This is a genomic window from Acinetobacter sp. ANC_7553, from assembly GCF_056779895.1.
In genome coordinates this window covers 1-23,902 of sequence record NZ_JBWYIV010000015.1, presented here as the reverse complement: position 1 = coordinate 23,902, position 23,902 = coordinate 1, and the positions used below count along the sequence as shown (strand labels likewise).

General features: G+C 38.8%; 15 protein-coding genes. 10 read left to right on the top strand and 5 right to left on the bottom strand.

Going from position 1 to position 23,902, the window contains the following annotated elements:
• Positions 1-245: 245 nt before the first annotated feature.
• Positions 246-3,737, bottom strand: a complete 3,492-nt coding sequence (locus AC1M9I_RS12165) for a hybrid sensor histidine kinase/response regulator (protein WP_481592835.1) — start codon at positions 3,735-3,737, stop codon at positions 246-248.
• A gap of 183 nt (positions 3,738-3,920) precedes the next feature.
• Here AC1M9I_RS12165 and AC1M9I_RS12160 point away from each other — a divergent pair, with 183 nt between their 5' ends.
• From AC1M9I_RS12160 to betT, 4 genes are all read left to right on the top strand, one after another.
• On the top strand, positions 3,921-4,253 hold the full coding sequence (locus AC1M9I_RS12160; RefSeq protein ID WP_035265779.1) for a DUF485 domain-containing protein: 333 nt from the start codon (positions 3,921-3,923) through the stop codon (positions 4,251-4,253).
• A 1-nt stretch (position 4,254) separates the two neighbouring features.
• On the top strand, positions 4,255-5,961 hold the full coding sequence (locus tag AC1M9I_RS12155) for a cation acetate symporter (RefSeq protein ID WP_481611109.1): 1,707 nt from the start codon (positions 4,255-4,257) through the stop codon (positions 5,959-5,961).
• A gap of 136 nt (positions 5,962-6,097) precedes the next feature.
• Complete coding sequence (locus AC1M9I_RS12150; protein WP_481594493.1) at positions 6,098-6,787, top strand: ion channel; 690 nt, start codon at positions 6,098-6,100, stop codon at positions 6,785-6,787.
• Between the two features lie 225 nt (positions 6,788-7,012).
• The gene (betT, locus tag AC1M9I_RS12145; RefSeq protein WP_481611108.1) at positions 7,013-8,983 is read left to right on the top strand and encodes a choline BCCT transporter BetT; all 1,971 of its coding nucleotides are present in this window, start codon (positions 7,013-7,015) and stop codon (positions 8,981-8,983) included.
• A 63-nt stretch (positions 8,984-9,046) separates the two neighbouring features.
• On the opposite strand, the gene omp33-36 is transcribed toward betT, so the two are convergent.
• Complete coding sequence (gene omp33-36 / locus AC1M9I_RS12140) at positions 9,047-9,982, bottom strand: porin Omp33-36 (protein WP_180028475.1); 936 nt, start codon at positions 9,980-9,982, stop codon at positions 9,047-9,049.
• Between the two features lie 820 nt (positions 9,983-10,802).
• Here omp33-36 and blaOXA point away from each other — a divergent pair.
• The 3 genes from blaOXA to AC1M9I_RS12125 all read left to right on the top strand — a co-directional run bounded on the left by blaOXA (position 10,803) and on the right by AC1M9I_RS12125 (position 15,686).
• A complete protein-coding gene (gene blaOXA / locus AC1M9I_RS12135) occupies positions 10,803-11,696 on the top strand; it encodes a class D beta-lactamase (protein WP_481611107.1) in 894 nt (297 codons plus the stop codon).
• 488 nt (positions 11,697-12,184) lie between these two features.
• On the top strand, positions 12,185-13,891 hold the full coding sequence (locus AC1M9I_RS12130) for a GGDEF domain-containing protein (RefSeq protein ID WP_481611106.1): 1,707 nt from the start codon (positions 12,185-12,187) through the stop codon (positions 13,889-13,891).
• 58 nt (positions 13,892-13,949) lie between these two features.
• A complete protein-coding gene (locus AC1M9I_RS12125) occupies positions 13,950-15,686 on the top strand; it encodes a KAP family P-loop domain protein (RefSeq protein WP_481611105.1) in 1,737 nt (578 codons plus the stop codon).
• Positions 15,687-15,713: 27 nt separating this feature from the next.
• On the opposite strand, the gene uvrA is transcribed toward AC1M9I_RS12125, so the two are convergent.
• The 3 genes from uvrA to tenA form a co-directional block, all read right to left on the bottom strand.
• Positions 15,714-18,545: an excinuclease ABC subunit UvrA gene (uvrA, locus tag AC1M9I_RS12120; RefSeq protein WP_481611104.1), complete on the bottom strand. Its 2,832-nt coding sequence runs from the start codon at positions 18,543-18,545 to the stop codon at positions 15,714-15,716.
• Positions 18,546-18,800: 255 nt separating this feature from the next.
• Positions 18,801-19,172, bottom strand: coding sequence for a hypothetical protein (locus AC1M9I_RS12115; protein ID WP_481611103.1), 372 nt, complete (start codon positions 19,170-19,172; stop codon positions 18,801-18,803).
• Positions 19,173-19,344: 172 nt separating this feature from the next.
• Entirely contained in the window at positions 19,345-20,019 is a 675-nt protein-coding gene (tenA, locus tag AC1M9I_RS12110; protein WP_481586851.1) for a thiaminase II, read from the bottom strand.
• A gap of 317 nt (positions 20,020-20,336) precedes the next feature.
• On the opposite strand from tenA, the gene AC1M9I_RS12105 reads away from it, so the two are divergent.
• From AC1M9I_RS12105 to ssb, 3 genes are all read left to right on the top strand, one after another.
• Positions 20,337-21,422: a DUF475 domain-containing protein gene (locus AC1M9I_RS12105; protein WP_179999088.1), complete on the top strand. Its 1,086-nt coding sequence runs from the start codon at positions 20,337-20,339 to the stop codon at positions 21,420-21,422.
• Between the two features lie 172 nt (positions 21,423-21,594).
• Positions 21,595-22,959, top strand: a complete 1,365-nt coding sequence (locus AC1M9I_RS12100) for an MFS transporter (protein WP_481611102.1) — start codon at positions 21,595-21,597, stop codon at positions 22,957-22,959.
• A gap of 51 nt (positions 22,960-23,010) precedes the next feature.
• Positions 23,011-23,580, top strand: coding sequence for a single-stranded DNA-binding protein (gene ssb, locus AC1M9I_RS12095; RefSeq protein WP_481586849.1), 570 nt, complete (start codon positions 23,011-23,013; stop codon positions 23,578-23,580).
• The last annotated feature ends 322 nt before the right edge of the window (positions 23,581-23,902 follow it).

Sequence of the window (23,902 nt, the reverse complement as noted above, 5' to 3'; positions counted from 1 at the left end):
AAACTTGTAACTATTTGTTTTAAATACTTTTTCAACTTTTGATGTGTTTTGCCATAGAAAATCAGACTTTGATTTTTTTGGTCAATCGCCAACGCTCTCTTTAGCTTTATTTTGTTCTCTTTTGCCACCTGTGAAGCTGAGGACTGCCAATCATTGTAAAGTACAGTGTCAATATGTATAAAAATCACCCAGCTCTTCTTGGAAAAACTGGGTGATGAATGTATCAAAATATAACTATTCAAATCTTATTTTGAAATTTTTAAACCTGATAACCATGAACGTAGTGAGGCAGGTTTGAGAGGTTTTTTCAGTAGGACAATATTCAGCTCTTTGAGTCGTTGAGGAAGCTCAGGATCTGAATCAGCTGTAATCAATGCCACAGGTACATTTTCTTGACGATAGTCTACAATAAAATCTAATCCTATTTTATTTGAATTCAGGTGTTGATCGACCAACCAAACTTGAATGTTCTCTTGTTGAATAATCTCAAGCGCTTGTTCAGGTTCTGTGGCTTTAAACACTTGATAACCCCATTTAGTAAGCAAAGTTGCCATGCCTTCTAAAATAGTTTCATCATTGTCTAAACATAAAATTTTATACGCTGCAGATTTTAATGGTGTGGCTTGAACTGGTGCGGTCACAACCTTTGGTGCATCGATGAGTGGGACTTCAATCATAAAACATGAACCCTTACCCAACTCGGAATACACATGCACAGGATAACCCAACATACTGGTCATTCTCTGAACGATGGCGAGTCCAAGACCTAAACCTTGTTCACCCCATGGCGAGGTATGTCCGCAACGTTCAAACTCTTGGAAGAGTTTAATACGTTGTTGTTCAGCAATCCCTGGACCAGTATCCCAAACACCAATACGAATATGATTCGCTCTTTCTGCTGAACGTAACACCCCAACAATTACACGACCTTTTGCTGTGTATCTTAGGGCATTACTGACAAAGTTTTGAATAATACGGCGAATCCATTGAGGATCTGTATCAATCCAGAACTTCACGTCATGCACTCGGAAGGAGATCGCTCGTTGTGCTGCAATTGATTTAAATTGTAGTTCTAAGTCACTCAATAGGTCATGTAATGGATAGGCTTGTCGTTTAGGTTGTATTGTTCCACCTTCTAAACGTGCAATGTCTAATAATGCAGAAAGCATACTCTCTGCACCATGTAAGGCACGGTCGAGTTGCTGTAGCGTTTTAGCATCTTCTTCATTTTGAATGCTTTGTTCTAATGCCGTACTGAATAACCGTGCAGCGTGCATAGGTTGAAGTAAATCATGACTTGCTGCAGCAATGAATCGACTTTTTGACATATTGGCTTTGTCAGCTTGTTCACGTGCCAATTGTTGTTCTGCCAAGGCATTGGCAAGTTGTTGAGTACGATCTTGAACGCGTCCTTCAAGTAGTGCTTCAGTTTCTCGGAATGCCGTGATATCAGCAAATGTCGTCACGAAGCCACCGCCTTCGATTGGATTTCCTCGCATTTGGATAACACGACCATCTTTTCGAATACGTTCGAACTCATGAGCGCTACCTACTTTCATCCAATGAATACGTTTACGTACGTGCTCTTCAACGGAACCAGGTCCACATTCACCGCGCTCTGCGTTGTATCGGATCAAGTCTGCAATTGGGCAGCCCACATATACCAAATCTTTTGGATAATCGAATAAAACGAGATATTGATTATTCCATGCGACTAAACACATGTTTTCATCGACAACACTTACCCCTTGGGTCATGTGGTCGATCATGGTCATAATTAGATTTTGGTTAAAGCGTTGCCATTGTGATGCTTGATCTAGAATATTAGCGACCTGTCCAAGTGCTAATCCATTGTTAACCATGGCTGTAGTGAGTAGGGTACGTGCCGATGCAGCTCCAATTGTGCCAGCAAGATATTGTTCAGTGAAACGCCACCACATCCCATTGGCACTGCTGTTTTCGTTTAATATCACATTATTGGATAAGCAGAATTGATTAAACGCATGCATGGTCGGACCTTCACCCGTAATCCGTTTGGCAAGCGTGATCAGGTCACCCACTTTTAATCGTGCGACATCATGATGTAAATAATTAACTTCATTTGAGGTTTGTTGCGTTTGTAGGGGTTTTGTTTCGTAATAGAAGAAACTTTCTGCCTGTATTTGCTCAGCAATACTTGGACGATAAATTCGTGAGATCCAGATGTAGAGCACGATATTTAAGCCAAGTGACCAAATTACACCATGTGTTAATGGCGCAAATGATTCAAAACCAAGTAATGCTTCAGGCTTTAATAAGTCAAATCCCAGAGGGCCAAACATCAGAAACGAATAAGTAAATTGATAATATTCATCTGGTAAACTTCTTAAAATTGTTGGTAAGAGCAGTGTGTAACTCCACATCACAAAACCAACGATGAGACCTGCATAGACCCCTTGTTTACTTCCACCACGCCAGTACAACCCCCCAATAAGTGCAGGTGCAAACTGTGCAACAGCACTAAATGCCAAAAGACCAAATACTGACAGCTGATCAATGTCATTAAAGAAATGGAAGAATAAGAATCCAAGTAGCATGACCGCCAAAATACATACGCGACGTGTGAATTTCAGCATTCGAGGTAAACGCTTGTCATGACGAGAAATCCAACCCAAACGCCATAGCGCAGGCATAATCAAGTCGTTACTGAGCATGATTGAGAGTGCGACTGAAGAGACTAAAAGCATACCAGTTGAAGCCGAAAATCCTCCAAGGAATGCTAAGAGCGTCAGCCATTCTTGGTTATAGCTCAAAGGCAGTGACAGCACGGCAACATCAGGGACTGCCATGTATTCTGGTGCAGCATGAAGTGCCCAACTTGCAATCGGAATAATCGCGACAACGGTTAAAATGATGTAAGCGGCAAACCATCTGCGCGCACCACGAATATGTTTTTCATCACGTAATTCAACTACAGCAACATGAAACTGGCGTGGCAAACATATAATCGCTAATGCTGCTAAAAGTGTTTGAATCCAAAAGGTATCTGGCACGCCCATCAGTTGAATTTCATGGAAGGTTTTGGATACGTCTGCGGAAACTTGAATGAGGTTTTCGGGGCGTTCAAATAAAAAGAAAAAAGCGACACAGAGGAGTGCAAATAATTTAACAAAGGATTCAAAAGCGACTGCCAGCATTAAACCGCCATGCTGTTCGGTGTTGGCAATCTGACGTGTACCAAACATCATAGCCAAAATTGCGAGAACCCCTGTAAGTGCAAGAACACCATTGGTGGTCAGATTCATCACTTCTGAATCTTGTTGCAACATCACGGATGCACTGAGTGCAATGGCTCTCAGTTGTAAGGCAAGATAAGGAATGATGGCGATCACGGCTAAAATGGTGACGAGTGAGGCGAGAGGTCCGCTTTTGCCATAACGTGCTGCCACAAAGTCAGCAATTGAGGAAATAGCATGGTGCTGACGTACTCGACCTAAGCGACGCCAAATATCATAACCAAACCAGACAAACAGAAGTGGGCCTAAGTAGATTGGAAGGAAAATGATCCCTTCACGAACAGCAGCACCCGTTGCGCCGTAGAATGTCCAAGACGAACAGTACACGCCTAAGGTCAAACTAAACAATAACATGCGTCCACGTGGGCTGAGCCGACTGGCATGTTTTTCACCAAAAAAGGCGCAAATAAAAAGGATGAGGATGTAGAGGGCGAGTACCCCAATAATCAACCAACTGTTCATAGGACTTACACTTGAGAATCTCGTGTAATGATAACGCATCCATGAACTGTCACGTTCAAATTGATCAAAATTTAGCGACCAAAGTCTAAATTACAACCAATGCAAAATCTTGCTAATTTAAAAATCGGAATAATTTAAATAAAAAAAATGACCTACGGTTGGGTCTCATATGGAGTCTTGTTTATGGATGAGAGACAAGTAGAGCAAATTCTACAGAATCCCAAATTCAAAGAAATGGTCAAAAAGAAAAGCACACTGAGCTGGACATTGACAGGCATTATGCTGTTTGTCTACGTTGGTTTTATGCTTTTAGTTGGCTATAACAAAGAATTTTTATTGTCATCGCTTTCAGGTGGTGTAACCACTTGGGGTATCCCTCTAGGATTAGGCATCATCGTGCTGTCTTTCTTGTTATGTGGTGTGTATTCGTACATTGCCAACAATAAGCTCGATCAATTAAACGAAGAAGCTATGCGCGAAGTTGAAGCCATCACTCACGAGAAGGGACTACACTAAGATGAAATGGAATTCTTTACTCACATTTGCAGGGACTGCAATGTTATCTGGATTGGCATTCGCAGGTCCTGATTTAGGTGCAGCAGAACAACAAGCAACAAATTGGCCTGCGATTATCATGTTCTTGATTTTCGTCGGTGCAACGCTGGGGATTACCAAATGGGCAGCTAAACAAACCACAAACACCAAAGATTTCTATACCGCAGGCGGTGGAATTTCTGGTTTCCAAAATGGTTTAGCCATTGCTGGTGACTATATGTCCGCAGCATCGTTCCTTGGTATTTCTGCGATGGTTTTCCTGTCAGGTTTCGATGGCTTACTCTATTCACTTGGTTTCATGGTAGGTTGGCCTATCGTACTTTTCTTGATAGCAGAGCGTTTGCGTAACTTGGGTAAATACAATTTATCTGACGTTGTATCATTCCGTTTACAAGAAAAACCTGTACGCACACTGGCAGCGTTAAGCTCTCTTGTTGTTGTTGCATTCTACTTGATTGCCCAAATGGTCGGCGCTGGTCAGTTGATCAAGCTTCTGTTTGGCTTGAACTATAACATTGCTGTCGTCATCGTCGGTCTGCTTATGATGGCATACGTTATTTTTGGCGGTATGTTAGCGACAACATGGGTGCAAATCATTAAGGCAGTGATGTTGTTGTCAGGTGCTACCTTCATGGCATTTATGGTGATGAAAGGCGTTGGCTTTAGCTTCACCAATATGTTCGAGCAATCGATTCAAGTCTTCTCTAAAGTACATGATTTAACCTTAGATGATGCAACCAAAATCATGGGACCAGGTAGTCTGGCATCAAACCCAATTGATGCGATTTCTCTTGGTTTAGCATTGATGTTTGGTACAGCTGGTTTACCACATATCCTCATGCGTTTCTTCACAGTAAAAGATGCGAAAGAAGCACGTAAATCAGTTGTTGTTGCAACAGGCTTTATCGGTTACTTCTATCTTTTAACTTTCATCATTGGTTTCGGTGCGATTCTCTATGTATCGAACAACCCACAATTCCTTGATATTGCGAAAATGGCAGTAACTGGCAAGCTAGAGCTTGTTGGTGGTAATAACATGGCTGCGGTTCACTTGTCTGATGCTTTAGGCGGTGACTTGTTCATGGGCTTCATTTCAGCGGTTGCATTTGCCACGATTCTCGCAGTTGTTGCAGGTTTAACGTTGTCAGGTGCTTCAGCAATTTCACATGACTTATATGCGAACGTATTGAAAAAAGGACAAACTACACCTGAATCTGAACTTCGTATGTCTAAAATCGCGACTTTAGGTCTTGCGATCTTTGCGATGATCTTGGGTATCTTGTTCGAGAAACAAAACGTTGCCTTCATGGTAGGTTTAGCATTCTCTGTTGCTGCATGTGCAAACTTCCCAGTGCTTGTACTTTCAATGTTCTGGAAAGGTTTAACAACGCGTGGTGCGGTTGCTGGTGGTGTTGTTGGATTAGTTTTAGCGGTTGTACTCATCGTACTTTCTAAAGCAGTTTGGGTAGATACGCTTGGTATTTCTGATACACCAATTAATCCATATAACGGTCCTGCATTATTTGCGATGCCTTTAGCATTCTTCTTCTGCTGGTTATTCTCTGTGACAGACAATTCTGCACAAGCGCAAGCTGAACGTAAAGCATTTGATGCACAGTTTGTACGCTCACAAACAGGTATTGGTATTTCTGGTGCATCAGACCACTAAGCCATACTGATGATGATAAAAAGCCCCTTTAAGGGGCTTTTTTCTTTACCAAATTTCTATTTTAAATGACATACAATTCATCAACTGTCCGCTATGCTTTCATTCAAACAAAACAATAAAAATAGTTGGAGTTGAGATGAGGTTAATATGCCGCGCGATACGTGATCTGGTACGTTTACCATCCGCTTGTCTACTGATTTTACAGCTGCTGATTTTATTCCTCGCAGTGGTATCAAGTCATGATTTGGCTTATCGCTCCATGACTTGGATTCTCGGTGCTTTAGTCCTTCTTATTATTGCTAAAGTCATCAAAATGACCCCAATTTTTAGTGCTGTAGGTTTATTTGGGGTACTAGGGGCTCTCATTTTTTCTTTCTTGATTCTGATTGGATACCATCAAGCCTATATTCAAATTACAGCGCATGTATTTGAAGTTATCGCGTATACGACAGCGGCTTATGGTTTGGTTCGATATATGTTCGAAGACCGCTATTTGACCAAAGATGAATTATTTGCGGCAGCGGCTGTTTTTACTTTAATTGCATGGAGCTTCGCATTTTTATATAGCATCTGCCAGCTATATGACCCACTGAGTTTTAGCATAACGCCTGAACAATCTGTTCAACATAGTTGGTTAGATTTGTTGTTTCTCAGTTTTAGTATTCAGTCGGCAACAGGTCTTTCAGATATTATGCCCTTGAGTCCGCTGGCGAGACTGATTGCCATGATTCAAATGTTTAGTGGAGTCATGTATCTGGCTTTGATTGTTTCGCGCTTAATTGCACTGCAATACATTGCTCATTTGCCAAAGCATCAGGATGATTAAAACAGAACGTTACATCTTGCTAACGGCATTCATCTGCAAAATCATGAATAATAAGTAATTAGATCAACAAACAGTCTCCGATGCTCTATATTGAGTCGATTTTCTATTCTGTTTTTGATGAAACTAACTCGGCTTTGTATGAGGTTGAGGATAAATGATCTCAATTCATATAGCGTTTTATCCAGTTTGAAGCGTTTCACCGAAAAATAAATATATAGGGGAATTATGTCTTCTCAGCATCCTTCATGGTATTCAAATGTAAATCCACGTGTTTTTATCAGCACGGTACTCATCATTTTTGTATTTTTGGCCACTGTGGTGTTATCTCCTCATGGTTTTGAATTAGTTACTCAGCAACTGAACCAATGGATTACGGATTCTTTTAGTTGGTTCTATGTTTTAGCAGTTGCCATATTTCTGATCGTGCTGGCTTATATCGCAATTTCTGACTACGGCAAAATCAGGCTCGGTCCAGATCATAGCCAACCGAGTTACAGTAATGGCTCTTGGTTTGCAATGCTCTTTACCGCAGGTATGGGGATTGGCTTGATGTTTTTTGGGGTAGCAGAACCTGTAATGCATTATGTCTCTCCGCCAGTCGGTGATGGAGAAACGGTTATGGCAGCGCAGCAAGCGATGCGAGTGACTTTCTTCCACTGGGGACTTCATGCATGGGGGATCTATGCATTGATTGGATTGTCTTTGGCCTATTTTGCTTATCGACATCAATTGCCTTTAAAAGTGCGTTCTGCGCTGTATCCGATCATTGGAAAAAAAATTCATGGTCCAATGGGGGATGCCGTAGACACATTTGCCACGATTGGAACAGTATTTGGTGTGGCGACAACGTTGGGTTTTGGTGTAACGCAAATTAACTCAGGCTTGAATTATTTATTTGATGTTCCTCAATCAGCAAGTACACAAGTGATACTGATTATTATCGTCAGTGCATTGGCATCATTATCCGTTTTTCTAGGTTTAGAAAAAGGAATTAAACGGTTGTCTGAGCTGAATTTAGTATTGGCATTAAGCTTATTACTCTTTGTATTCTTCACGAGTTCTACCATTTATCTTTTGCAAACCACAATTCAGAACATGGGTCAGTATGTTTCTAATCTCTTTACCATGACATTTAATTTATATGCTTATCAACCCAATGGTTGGATTGGTGGTTGGACGATTATGTATTGGGCATGGTGGATCTCATGGTCACCATTTGTCGGGATGTTTATCGCACGTGTGTCTCACGGAAGAACTATTCGAGAGTTTATCGTTGGAGTTATTTTGATTCCTACTGGATTTACACTCATTTGGATGGGCTTTATGGGGAATGCTGCGCTCTTCAGTATTATGCAAGAAGGCAATGAAGCACTGATGCTAGCCGTACAGAAGGATTCTTCCGTTGCATTATTCGAATTTTTAAATAGCTTACCACTCGCTTCAATGATGAGTGTGGTAGCAACATCGCTGGTTATTTTATTCTTTGTCACTTCAGCGGATTCAGGTGCATTAGTTACAGACTATTTGACGGCTAAAGGTGAAGGTTCACCGACATGGCAACGACTCTTTTGGACTGTGCTTATGGCGGTATTGGCAATTGTATTATTATTGGTCGGTGGGCTCGGTGCTTTACAATCTGCAACCATCATGAGTGCATTGCCATTCTCCGTCATTATGCTCTTTATTTGTTGGGGATTACTCAAAGCCTTAAAAGTAGATTTAATTAAAATGAATGCTTTGCAAGAAGCGAGAATTACACCTCGAGCAATTCATCAACCACGGAGTTGGCAAAAACGCTTAGGATTGATTATGCACTATCCTCATTCTAAGGAAGAGGTTGATGTATTTATTGAATCTCAAGTATCTCAAGCATTAGAGCAAGTGCAGAAAGAGTTCAAGAGAAGACAGTTTAAGGTTAGTGTAAATCGATTGGGTGAAGGAATAGAGTTGAGGGTAGATCATCATGACGAGTTGAATTTCGTATATCAAGTGATGTCACAAAGAACAACGCCACCGAGCTTTATGCCAGACACAATGGTGACTGAGCAGGACTATTATCAAGCAGAAGTCTTTTTAAGAGAGGGTGGACAGGCCTATGATGTGATGGACTGGACACAAGAAGACTTAATTCAAGATGTCATTGATCAATATGAAAGACATTTACATTTCTTAAGTGTAATTCGTAGCCCTGAGTAACTAGTGACTGATAAAAAAAGGACGCATTATGCGTCCTTTTTTGATTCTGTATCTAATAATTTATTAGAAACGGAATTTAGCATTTAAGCCAACAGTTTCAGTATCACGGCTAGAACCATTTTCAGCGTTAGCATTTACATAACTTGCACCAACAGCTACAGCTGGAGTGATGAAGTAGTTTACGTTAGCACCGATAGCTGAGCTTGGAGTGTCATTAAAGCTTGATTCAGTATAAGAAACGCCTGCGCTTAACTGTGGATTGAAGTAAAGGTCAGATTTTAATTGGTAAAGTGTATCTTCACCGTATACTAAACCAGCTTCAAAGCCAACAGACATATTTGTATCAGTGATGCCGCCTACATATTTAGTACGAGCTGTGATCGCATCTTGATCTTCAGCAATAGTACCTGTTTCAAGTGCTGAGAATACGCTGCCGTTGTTGATTGCTTTAAAGACATCAAAAGAGTATTGATCAGCAACGCTTGTATAACCTACAGCAACTAAGAAGTTTGGAAGTAACATTGCACCAAGTTCTAAAGCATAACGATCGCCGTTACCATCTGCTAATTTAGCAACTTGTGGGTGGTTTAATGGGTTATTTGCAGTGAAGTCATTTTTAGCATCAGTTTTTGAGTGGCTATATGACGCGCTTGCATATAAAGGAATAAGTTTAGTTGGGATATAAGCTTCAGCTTTTGCACCATAGTTATGTTGCTGAGCTTCAACTTTCTGATTAGCAGCTTTAATATCAGCAGAATATTCACCGAAGTTATAAGCAACAGAAACATTAGATGCTTGATTTAAGAAAGCCGCTTCAGCTAAAGGCCCTTTAGTTGAGTCTACATTCTTGAAGTAGTAAGTACCTTGAACAGAACCAGTATAGTTATCATTGTTCAATGAGTCATCAAAGTATTCAGCAGCGCCTTGTACTTCAACTTGATATGCGTGTGCCCCAGTCATTGCTACTAATAAAGCAGTGGCTAAACTAATTTTTTTCATAATAGTTACCAAATAAATGTCGAATGAATATGCAGTAAATATTGTATTGTAACAATGTATTAAGTCAATGATCTTTAAGGTAATAGCCTGCTGGTCTAAATTTATTTTGTGTGTTATGTCTTTATACAAGAAGATTAAGAACATGAATTTTTGAACATTTTATTCAAAAATAACAATGTGATAAGGAGATTTTCAAGGTCGATTAAGCTAAAAAAATGCATCGAAATTATACAAAAAAAAGATTATTAGAATCGGATAAAACGTATAAAGAAAATGTTAATTTACATGAAATTTAAGATTTTCGTTTAATTTTAACTCATTTGAAAATAAATAATGTGACTTTTTTCACCTACTTGGCTGTAAAGTGTTAGGTCGATTCGGAATTTCAAAGGGTTACGATCTTTGCAATTTAAGTTAATTTTCACATAATTACATGCTCGTTAACTAAGTTTTTTTTTATATTTAAATAAATTGAGTTTTACCTTTTAGATTTACTAAATATTATAGTGGTTATTTCTCTTATATACCCAGCTTTCTCCAAGGCTGGATTTTTTTTAACTTATATTTATTTGCACCATTATAGTGCATAATTGGGTGTATTCTTTATCAATACTGAGCAAAAAAAAACCTAGTTTTCTATGAAAACTAGGTTTTTTTGCCAAAACTTGAGGGAAATACAGAAATTCTGCTGAGGTATATTTCTATCTCGCCCTAATGTGGGGCATTATGCACCAGCATATTGCACATGTAAATATTATTTTTAAAAAAAGTGTTAAAAATAGACAAAAAAATTGGAAATAATCTGTCAAAATTGAATTAAATGCATTGGTCAAATTGGAACATTGAATTGAAAGGAATCTACGTTGTTGCACTTGTTTTAACGTCTGTTTTTTTATCTGCCTGCCAGGCCTTAGATCATATTAATCCGAGAACAAAAGCATACGATTTAAAAGACGATTCAATGCTGAATAGCAGTGAATCAAAGAATCAGCATCATATTGAGACCCTATTTAATCAGCAAAATATTCAAGGTGTATTTATCACCTATGATGGCAAACACGTTAAAACTTACGGTTCTGATCGAACAAGAGCAAAAGAAAATTTTATCCCTGCATCCACTTTTAAAATAGTGAATGCTTTGATTGGATTAGAACATCATAAATCAACTCGGTATGAAGTGTTTAAATGGGATGGAAATAAACGTTCATTTGATAGTTGGCAACGTGATTTTACGCTTGGTGAAGCCTTACAAGCATCTGTTGTACCTGTGTATCAAGCCTTAGCACACCGTATTGGACCAACATTGATGCAACAGGAATTAAGTCGAATTCAGTATGGAAATGCAAAAGTCGGGGATCAGATAGATCAATTTTGGTTAAAAGGTCCTCTAGAGATTACACCTGAACAACAAGTTAAATTTGTTTATAGATTGGCACAGTTGTCATTGCCGTTTCGTAGAGATGTACAACAAGATGTAAGGGACATGATGTATGTCGAATCACGTGGTGCGAATAAGCTATATGCCAAAAGTGGTTGGGGAATGGATATTGAGCCTCAGGTAGGCTGGTATGTGGGGTTTGTAGAACAAGCCAGCGGTCAAGTCACTGCCTTTGCATTAAATTTAGAAATGAAAAATGGTGATCAAATTCAGCAACGCAAGGAAATCACTTTAGATATTTTAGATCGACTTGGTTTCTTTCATTATTTACGTTAAAAGTCATATAAAAGATAAAAAAAACCCAGCCGATTGGGATGGCTGGGCTGAAAAAGGATGTTCTGTATGTGGGAGAAACATCCGAGGGTAGAACAAAATTCATTAAGCAAATCTGATATGAATCAGTATCTTTGCGATGTAAGCATTATGGTTTAAAGGATGAGGTTTGTATAATGATTAAAAATTATGCGCATGATCTATTTTTTCGATGCTGATTAAGTGATCAAAATAATCATCTGATTTTAATTCAAAAAAAGTAAATACTGCGAAATATATCACTTGTATATTGGTGGAAAAATAATTTAAATATTGAACAAAAAAAATTTACGGCATTACAATAGTGTGATATTTATCACATTGTTTCTTAAATAAAAACTTGTGCTTTAAGTGCTTTTTAAACATGGTTATATTGTAAAATATAACTAAGTTCAAAGAAATTTTATAAATCTTACCGCTTTATACGGTCTTTTATTTTAGAGGTAGTTTGGATGTTAAAATCACATTCCGAGCAAATTGGTCGCCGCCTATTTGTGTTCGTGATGATTATCGTCTTATCTATCCTCTGTATTTCAATCCCATTGGTCATTAGCCATTATCGCGAATATCAGAAATCACAAACAGCATTGATTGAAATTGAAAATCTTCGAGCTGTTGCTGCTCTAGCGAACCGTATTTCACGCGAGCGTGGCCCTGCGAACATGGCAATGTCGAGTTCACAAGAAGAGTTTGAAAAAAATAAACAAGCGCTTATTGAGTATCGCGCGGGAGTAGATGAACAAATTAAGGTCTCGATTCATCGATTAGATCAGTCTGGATATGATGGGTTAGAAGAGTACGTCGCTCAATACCTAAATCCAAAATTAGCGGAAGGTCGCAAACAAGTCGATCACTATATTTCGTTGCCATTTGCAGAGCGTACGCCTGAAGCTTTAGATCAGGCTATTCTTACAATGTTTAATGCGTGGGATAGCAGCCATGATTTACTGAAAAAACTGGTAATGCAGTCTAAAAGTAAAGACAGTTCGATGGGGCATTATTACACCATGATTTTGGTGTTAGCAGATTTGCGTGATCAGGCTGGACGTGTTGCTTCAAATGTAACTGCACATGTGACATTTCAGCAGCCGTTACCAAGTGACAATATTGCACGCGCATTACAAACGCAAAAACAAGTTCGCTATTTGTGGGATTTAGTGAATACCATCCAACCCGAACGCCATCGTACAGCTGAGTTCGCTCGTTTACACCAAGAAGTGAAAACTCAGTTTATTGATCAGGGCTTACCCATCATCATGCGATTAATTGATGAAAGCCGAAAAGGACAACCTTATTTTTTATCAGGGACTGAATTAAGTGTAGCTGTATCTGGTAAATTCTTAACAGTTATCGATTTGCAAGACTATTTGCTCAATAAGAGCGTTGAAATCGCAAAGTCAGAAAAAGACGCGAATCAACTCAACTTTATACTCACGTTGATAGTCTCTTTAATTTCACTATTGGCTGCTTTATTTACGATGATCTATGTTCAACGTAAAGTTATTTCGCCGCTTATCATGGTGAGAGATAAATTAGTTGAATTGTCGTATGCCAATGCTTTGGTCGATAGTCATTTTATTGAAGATCAGCAGAAACAAGTACATTCATTACACGAAGCGATGCAAAAACTTCAGAAAATGTTGCATCAACGTGATGAGTTTGAATTTGAATTAAAGAATATTGCCAATACTGATAAATTAACAGGTGTTTCAAATCGTTTTGCTTTAGAAGCCTATACCAAACTTATGGAGGCTCAGCCCAATAAGTTTACCCAAACGTGTTTGATGATTGTAGATATTGATTATTTTAAACAGGTTAATGATCAATATGGTCATGTGGCAGGGGATCAAGTCATTCAGCAGGTGGCAAATTGTTTAAGTCATAATGTTCGTTCTACGGATTTGGTCGTACGCTTTGGTGGTGATGAATTTTTGGTGTTGATTGAAAATTTAGACCTTGAACATGGTTTACGTGCTGCAGAAAAGATGCGTAAGAGTATTGGTGATATACAATTTACAGATGAGCAAGGTCAATCATTTACGGTTTCGATCAGTGTGGGTGTTGCGGTAGGTGCTGATTCTTGGAAAGCCTTATTTGCTAAGGCAGACCAAGCCTTATTTAAAGCCAAAGCAGCAGGGCGTAATACAGTGTCAAGCTGATTGTTTTTCATTTCTTTTTTATTTATAAGTATATAAAAAGCATGAATTATTTTAGGCAATGAATATTCAACAAGAACAAAGTTTAGAAACTATTTTTAAAGAGAATCAAAATAAAGGAATCGCAATTGCGATTACGGGATGTTGGGGAGTAGGAAAGACTTTTAGTTGGTATAGATTTATCAAAAGAAGAGCTGAACAAGAAGAAAATGAAATAAAGCAAAAGCCAAGTTATGAAAGAAAGAATAAAGACAAAATATTTAGTAAAAAATACGCGTATGTATCTTTATTTGGAATAGAGAGTATCTCTGATCTCAAAACTGCTATTTCAACAAATATGAGCAGTAATTATTTCAATATAGAGTCCTCTCAGAATTTTGAGATTCCTACTTTTGTAAAGAAACGATTATCAGCACTTCGTGATGTAAAAATGAGTGGAAGTACTGAAGGATTTAGTATCAACTCATCAGCTAAAATTTTTGAAGCAGTTTTGTATTCTCAAGTCAGAGATGCAATCATCTGCTTTGATGACTTTGAACGAATGTCTAAAAAGTTAGATATAAAAGATGTAATGGGTCTAGCAAATCAGCTTAAATTAGAGCGAAATTGCCAAGTTATATTGATTTTAGATGAAACGAAAAATGAAGATGACAATCAAAAAAAATATGCTGAATACAAAGAAAAATTGATTGATGAAACAATCAAAATTACTTCTGTTGAACCTTTACTTCGTGAAAATACAAAAGATATAGATGAGTCATTAGTAGGTTTAATGGTGCAGTTTGCTGATGAAATGGAAATTCATAATTTTCGATTTTTTCAAAAAGTGATCAAACTTTATAAAAAATTTAGAGAGCAATTATCGCAAGACGTTGCTGATTCAACAAAAAAGATTATTCTTATAAGAGTTCTTCAAGGATATTTCATTGAAGATTTTGGAAAAAAATATGAGTTTAATTGGGAAGATATAAAGTCAAGGCTTGAGAAAAATCAGACTGATTGGTCTGAGAGAAAACGTAAAACCTATGAATCATTGAAGTCACTAGATTACAAATTTATTTATTCTGATGAATGGTTTATGGAGTTTAAAAAATGGTTTGATCAAAAAGGAGAGCCAAATTGGACTTTATTACATGACCTAGCAAACTCCACGATGATTTCTGAAGAAAATAATAAAATTAAAGATGATTTTCATAAGTTGTGTGAAGATTTTTGGGGGCTTCGAGTAGGCAAGAATTTTCCAAAGATTTTCCATAAAGCAACGAAAGCTGTAGTTGGCTTAGAAAATATTCATAATTTAAATTTTGCTTTAAAAATTTTAGAAATTTTTAATGAGGATGTTACATCATTGGAGCAAAATATTTGTGAATGGATTAAAGAACAAAAGAATAAAGAGCGTCAAAGTTTTTATAATATTCAAGATGATGATGAAATAAGACCTGTTTTTAAGGAGTTGATTTTAAATCATCAACCTTCTAAAGAAGAATTACCAAAGCTGATTGATGCAATTTTTCAAGTTTATATAAATGAAGTTTGGAATGATCGAGATGAATTAGCAATTGAATACGCTAGTAAAGAACAGTGGGAAAAACTTCTTTTTGAAGAAATAAATAATGATGCGAGATTCACATCTCTCAATAGTAGCTATGTTGTTAAGAAAATATTAGATAATCAAGAGGATCAAGAGACAAGCCAAAGAATTCGCCAGTTGATTACTGAAATATATAAAGAAAAAGCAGAGAAAGAGCCTTTCTATACGGAGTATATGAATTATCTGATTTCAAGATTAGACAATTAAAAAGGGCTCTTATGAGCCCTTTCAAAATCACTTTAACATCGGCTTTAAGAATCTCGCCGTATGCGAAACCTTATTTTTCGCTACTTCTTCAGGCGTACCTTCGGCAATAATCATACCGCCACCAGCACCACCTTCAGGACCTAAGTCCACAATCCAGTCGGCAGTTTTAATCACATCTAAGTTATGCTCAATCACCACAATGGTATTACCTTTATTGCGTAGCTCATGAAGAATATCCAAAAGTTTCGCAATATCGTGGAAATGTAAACCTGTGGTTGGCTCATCAAGCACATACAGTGTTTTACCTGTATCACGCTTCGCCAACTCACGTGCAAGTTTCACACGCTGTGCTTCACCACCTGAAAGCGTGGTTGCCGACTGACCCAAACGGATATAACCTAAACCAACTTGATGTAAAGTTTCTAAACGACGGTGAATCACAGGAATCGCATCAAAGAAATGCATTGCATCTTCAACGGTCATCTCTAACACGTCAGAAATGTTTTTACCTTTATAGCCGACTTCCAAAGTTTCACGGTTATAACGCTTGCCGTGGCAGGCATCGCATGGCACATACATATCCGGTAAGAAATGCATCGCCACTTTAATCATACCGTCGCCTTCACAAGCCTCACAGCGACCACCTTTCACGTTAAACGAGAAACGACCTGCGGCATACCCACGTGCTTTGGCTTCTGGGGTTTGAGCAAAGAGTTCACGAATTGGCGTAAACAAACCTGTATAGGTTGCAGGGTTTGAGCGCGGTGTACGTCCAATTGGGCTTTGGTCAATATCCACGACTTTATCGAGGAATTGTAAGCCATCAATCGAATCAAATTTTTCTGCCGTTAACGTCGTTGCACCATTCAATTGTGTTGCAGCAAGCGGTAATAAGGTGCGGTTAATGAGGGTTGATTTACCTGAACCCGATACACCCGTCACACAGGTCATCACACCCAATGGAATAGTCAAATCGACATTCTTTAAGTTGTGACCACATGCACCCATCAGCTTAATTTGCTCATCAGGTTTAGGTGGTTGTACACGAACTTTAGGCACTTCAATTTTTAATTTGCCTGACAAGTATTTACCGGTCAAAGAGTCTTCATTGGCTGCCAATTCGTCATAAGTCCCCTCGGCAATGACGTGACCACCATGCACACCTGCACCCGGACCAATATCAATAATATGATCCGCTGCGCGAATGGCATCTTCATCATGCTCAACCACTAAAACGGTATTGCCAAGGTCACGTAAACGAACCAAAGTCTCAAGCAAACGGTCATTATCACGTTGATGCAAACCAATCGATGGTTCATCCAGCACGTACATGACGCCCATTAAGCCAGCACCAATTTGCGAAGCTAAACGAATACGCTGTGCTTCACCGCCTGATAAGGTTTCGGCTGAACGAGATAGACTTAAATAGTTCAAGCCGACTGATACAAGGAAGTGCAAACGCTCACGAATTTCTTTAAAAATCTTATCGGCAATTTCACCTTTGGCGCCTTCAAGATTGAGATCTTGATAATAGCTTTCAGCATCGCCAATCGACATTTTGGTAATTTCGGCAATGGTTTTGTCTTTGACACGCACATGACGTGAAATTTCATTGAGACGTGAACCGCCACAAGCGTCACATGCAGCATTCGATAAATACTGAGCTAAATCATCACGTACATAGTTTGATTCAGTTTCACGGTAACGGCGTTCTAAATGTGGTAAAACCCCTTCGAAAGCCATCACACGGTTATGACGGCGACCACGTTCATCGATATAGCTTAAATCAATTTTTTCTTTGCCTGTACCGTAAAGGAATTTCTTTTTGGTATCCGCATCAAGTTCATTCCACGGCGTATCAAGAGAAAAGTCGAAATGTGCAGCGACTCTTTCAATCATGCTGTAATAGTATGGACGCTGACGATCCCAACCACGAATTGCTCCTTGACTGATGCTGACTTCAGGGTTTGGAATGAGTTTGTCAGAACTAAAATGGCTGCGTGTCCCTAAACCATCACAGACGGGGCAAGCACCAAATGGGTTGTTAAAAGAAAACAGACGAGGTTCTAATTCGGCAACGGCACGGTCACATTCAGGACATGAGTGTTTTGCTGAAAACACACGATCAGATTGTTCGCCTTTCATCCATGACAAAATAGCAATATCACCACCTAAACGCAGTGCAGTTTCAAAACTTTCTGCAATACGGTTGCCTAAGTCATCGCGGACTTTAAAACGGTCGACCACGACTTCAATGGTATGTTTTTTCTTCTTATCCAGTTCAGGCGGTGGATCAATTTCCATGATTTCACCGTCTACACGTGCACGGACGAAACCTTGGCTTTGTAATTGCTCAAATAAATTGGTGTATTCACCTTTGCGCTCACGTACAACAGGAGCAAGTAACAATAAAGCCGTACCTTCTTCAAGTGCTTTAACCGCATCAACCATTTCCGACACGGTTTGTGCCACCATCGGCAAGTCATGCTCAGGGCAGTAGGGTGTACCCACTCGAGCATACAACAAACGTAAATAGTCATAAATTTCAGTAATCGTACCGACCGTTGAACGTGGGTTATGACTGGTCGATTTCTGCTCGATGGCAATAGCTGGGCTTAAACCTTCAATCGAATCGACTTCAGGTTTTTCCATTTGGGATAGGAATTGGCGTGCATAGGCAGATAAAGATTCAACATAGCGACGTTGACCTTCTGCATATAAGGTGTCGAAAGCCAGTGAAGATTTACCTGAACCTGAAAGTCCCGTAATCACCACGAATTTATCGCGTGGAATATCAAGGTTCACATTTTTTAAGTTATGGGTGCGTGCGCCTCGAATACGGATATGACTTTGGCTCATAAAACATCTCGAAAATATGCTGAGTGAAGGTGATATATGATAGCGATTTAATTTTGTTCAAGCACAAATGAAAAATAAAACACGACAAATTATGTCGGTAAAATTTCATTGAACAGCAAAAGTCCAATGTAAAGTGCTTTGAGAGCTCCTGCAATCTGATTTTAAATAGATGAACAAGACAGAATCAATTCACAAATTTGATGTCATGATGAGCCACAGGATGTTAAATATAAGTGAATTTCGGGTGAATATTGATCAGCAAACACGTGAATAGTGACGTTCGAAAATAGAGTCCACCTGTTCAAAACATATATGTCTTTCAATAGCATGATGTTGACGTGCGTAAAAATTTACTTCTTTTTCTAAGTGTTGAAGAAAATCGTTATATTCGGCTTCGAAATGTTGTAAATCTAGAAAATCAAAACGTATAGAGCTTGAACAAGAGTATTGTGCAATGAAGTCGAGCATTAAATTTTGAATATGATGATTGGTAAAATAAATGAGATATGTGGCAGCAGATCCACACTGTGTACATCCTTTTTCTAAATAAACTTCTTCACTATTTAACCAACAGCATTGTAAAGTGAAATATGCACGGATTGCTTCTGTTCCCAGTGAATGTTGCATAGAAAACCTCAAGTAAATTTTATTTATGATAATGAGAATTATTATCAATAGTAATTGTGCTTGAAGTTTGCTTTAAAATCCAGTCTTAAATCCATTTAAATCGAAATGAGCCTGAAAGTCGGCAATGCAGTTTAGATCACCGACCTTTAATTTGGTTATGCAGGTGATAGCATCATGAGTGATCTAGGCTTAACCATTGACGTTGATGATAGGCACTATCCCAGAATAAATATTCGAGTTCAGCTCCCCGTGTGTAAGCTTGATGCATTTTTTCAATGGTATGTTGATCGCTTTCTGCCGCAACTCGGTCAATAATTTCAATGACTTTGCGTACTTCTTCGTTGAAATGCTCGCCAGCATAAGTGTCAATCCACGCTTGATAAGGATTATTTGCAATATTACGTTTAAGAATGTCTTTGCCCACTTCCGCATAAATCCAATAGCACGGCAGTAATGAAGCTAAAACGACAGGATAACTCTCTGACCATGCAGTAGCTGTCAGAAATGAGGTGTAATGATGGCAAGCAGCAGTCAAAGGTGTATTTTCAAAATCAGCTTTAGTGATGCCAAATTCGTGCATAAAACCATTGTGCAGTTCACGTTCAACCACAATTGCTTCATTAGCGCCTTGCGTAAATTGAATAATGGCATCGGAGTCATATGCTTTAGCACCACAAATAGCCAATGCTCGACCATAGGCAACCAGATAATGCGCATCCTGAATGACGTAATGGCAAAAAACTTCTCGATCGAGTGTTCCAAGCGCCAGTTCTTGGTTAAAAGGGAGTGCTAATGTTTTTTGATATAAATCGTAGTTTCGTTGCCAAACGGCTTCTGAAAAACGCATAAATCCATCCTGAATAAAATCATCTCTAGGTATCATCTAAGATCATATCAATTTGTCGTTACAAAACTAGCTTGAGCGATACATCATCTTCAACAAAAAAATCATACGAAGAACTTTGGATAAATTTTGAAAACTCGTCATAATTAGTACAGTTTAATTGAGTGTCTTTTAGCGCTAGAAATCAGACATTCAATTTATAGAATTTTTACAAATCACTAAGCACAGACTTTGTTTAATAATCGTCATATAAAAACTCTAAGTTTATGTTTTGTAAAATTTTTATTGATTCACCTCATTTTTTATAAGGTCGCTAGATTATGTGGAAACATTTTGGTTTCTCTATCGTATTCACGATCGTGTGTCTTGCGCTGTCTGCCTATTGGGGTTATACCCATGGTCCAGAAGCTGGCCTCAAGACCATGTTCACCGTACTGACCATTACTGCAATTTTAGCTGTGATGGAAGTTTCACTTTCTTTTGATAATGCTGTCGTGAATGCTTCAGTCCTTCGTCATTGGGATCACTTTTGGAAAATGCTTTTCCTGACTGTGGGTATTCTCATTGCAGTATTTGGTATGCGTTTAATCTTCCCAATTGTGATCGTCGCGGTCACAGCGGATATGGGCATGATGGAAGTTGTCAATTTGGCATTAAATGACCCTAAAGAATATTCGGCACGACTGATGAATCATCATCCTGAAATTGCAGCATTCGGTGGTGCATTCTTATTGATGGTATTCCTTAACTTTTTCTTGGATGATGGCAAAGACACGCATTGGTTCAAATGGATTGAGCGTCGTTTAGCGAAACTGGCATCTGTACCTGCACTATCTGTATTTGTAGCTTTAGTGGCTTTACTGATCATGGCAGCTAATGTTGATGAAGCTAAACGCTTAGTCGTGACTATGGCGGGTATCTGGGGCATCGTCATTTATATTGGGGTACAAGTACTGAGCCATTTGCTGGGTGGTGAGCCTGAAATTGATGAAAATGGTAATGCAATTGGTCACGATAGTAATGGTGTGCCAACAGGCGTAGTCAAAGCGGGTATCGGTGGATTCTTGTATTTAGAAGTATTGGATGCATCATTTAGTTTTGATGGTGTGATTGGTGCTTTTGCCATTACTTCAGATGTTGTGGTGATTATGTTAGGTCTCGCGATTGGTGCCATCTTTGTTCGTTCGATTACCATCTATCTCGTTGAGAAAGGTACTTTAGATGCTTACATCTATTTAGAACATGGTGCGCACTATGCAATTGGTGCATTGGCTTTCATTATGATTGCGAGTGGTACGGGCGTACATGTTCCTGAAGTGGTAACAGGTCTGATTGGTGTAGCATTTATTGTTTGGGCAGTGATTGCATCTATTCAATATAAGAAGCGTCAAGCGCTACAAGGCTAGATGAACACATCGAAAAAAGCACAGCACAAGCTGTGCTTTTTTGGCTTAAGGCTTTTGCTCTAGGGAAAACAGATGGTGTTGATCTTTATTTCAAATAAAATTCATGCCTGTTCATCAGCCGAATATTCTATAATCAAAGTAGACATAGAAATCACGCGATAACCTAAATTTTATGATGAATGCCTTAGAACGCCGTTCCACATTTGCATTGAGCAGCATTTTTGCATTGCGAATGTTAGGTCTGTTTATGATTGTCCCGGTCTTTTCTGTTGCGGGACAGGCTTATGAATATGCAACACCTGCTTTGATTGGTTTGGCCGTAGGTGTGTATGGTTTGACTCAGGCAATACTACAAATTCCTTTTAGTTTGATTGCAGACCGCTATAGCCGAAAGCCGCTGATCGTATTGGGTTTATTGTTGTTTGCCTTGGGTGGTGCAATCGCAGCAATGTCAGACACAATCTATGGTGTGATTATAGGGCGTGCAATAGCTGGGGGTGGAGCTGTCTCTGCTGTCGTCATGGCGTTATTGGCAGATGTTACGCGTGAAGAAAATCGTATGAAGGCGATGGCAATGATGGGGATGAGTATTGGTCTCTCTTTCGTTATTGCATTTAGTTTAGGGCCATGGTTGACCAGCGTGGTGGGTATTTCAGGCTTATTCTGGGTGACCACACTCATGGGATTACTTGCCATTGCAATGCTATTTCTTGTTCCCAAAACAACACGTCATCATAAAAATTTTCAGCAAGGTTATCTCACGCAGCTAAAACAAGTTTTGAAAATGGGCGATTTAAATCGCTTACATGTTTCTGTGTTTGCTTTGCATTTATTGCTGACGGCGATGTTCATCTATGTGCCTTCTCAATTGATTGACTTTGCAGATATTCCTTTAGCTCAGCATGGTTTGATCTATCTTCCCTTATTGGTAATCAGTTTATTTTTTGCTTTTCCTAGTATCATTCTTGCTGAAAAATATCGAAAAATGCGAGGTATTTTTCTGACTGCGATTGCTGGGATCATCGCCGGTTTGATCGTGATGATTTTTGGATTTGAATCGAAATACATTTTGTTGCTTGGTTTAGGTCTTTTCTTTATTGCCTTTAATGTGATGGAAGCACTACTGCCATCTTGGTTATCGAAGGCAGCACCTATCCAATCCAAAGCGACAGCAATGGGTGTGAATGCCAGTGGTCAATTCTTAGGTGCTTTTTTTGGTGGTATACTGGGTGGGCAATTGCTGATGTTAAATAACACTGCTCTAGGCTGGGGGGGGCTGACAGGAATTGCCATTCTTTGGCTGTTGATTAGTTTTGGATTAAAGCAGCCACGTTATTTATCATCACTGATTTTGAGTTTGCCCAAAGTCCAAGAAACAGATGAATGGACTTCTCAGTTACTGGCAATTCGTGGTATTGAAGAGGTCGTGGTGATGACTGATCAACAAGTGGTCTATGTCAAAGTTGATAAGCAGCAGTTAGATGACACTGCGCGACAACATTTAACGCACTTGTTGGGTAAAGAGGTAGCCATTTAATCATAACTCTTATAAAGTAAAACATAGAATCGAATAGGAAGATTAGAGCACATGCGCGGCGTGAATAAAGTTATTTTAGTTGGTACTTTAGGTAAAGATCCTGAGACAAAAACATTTCCCAATGGTGGTTCATTAACGCAGTTTTCAATTGCAACAAGTGAATCTTGGACAGATAAAAACTCAGGTGAACGCAAAGAACAAACAGAATGGCACCGTATCGTCTTACATAATCGTTTAGGTGAAATTGCACAGCAATATTTACGTAAAGGTTCAAAAGTTTATATTGAAGGCTCTTTACGTACCCGTCAGTGGACAGACCAAAATGGTCAAGAGCGTTATACGACAGAAATCCGTGGCGAACAAATGCAGATGTTAGATTCTAATAATCGTCAGCAAGGTGATAATCAAGGTGATGGTGGTTATCAGCAACCTCGTTTCAATAATAATAACCAAGGTGGTTATGGGAACCAAGCGCCTGCTCAAGGTGGTTATGGTAATCAGGCGCCTCAAGGCAACTATGGCAATGTTAATCAAGGTTTCCAATCACCTAAACCTCAGCAGCAGCCGGTAAAGCCTATGGCGACAGCACCGTCTGATTTAGATGATGATTTACCGTTCTGAATCATATACCTAATTAATTTGTTAATTTATTTGAAGTGTAATTGTTTTAAATATATTTAAAATTAATTATTTAAATAGAAAAATAGCTTCTTTTATTTTGTAAATAAGAGGAGCTATTTTTATAATTGTGGAAAATGTTAATTTAAAAGAGCATATATATTTTATTTTGTTAAGTTGATGTGTTAAAAAGAATGTATCAAGGTTGGAAGTTTATGAAATGGATGTAGAGATGGCACTGTTGCAAATAGGCTGACATGATAAGCTAAATATCTTATTTATTTCGAGATACAGCAGATGAATCCCTTCCACGGTCGGCACTTTC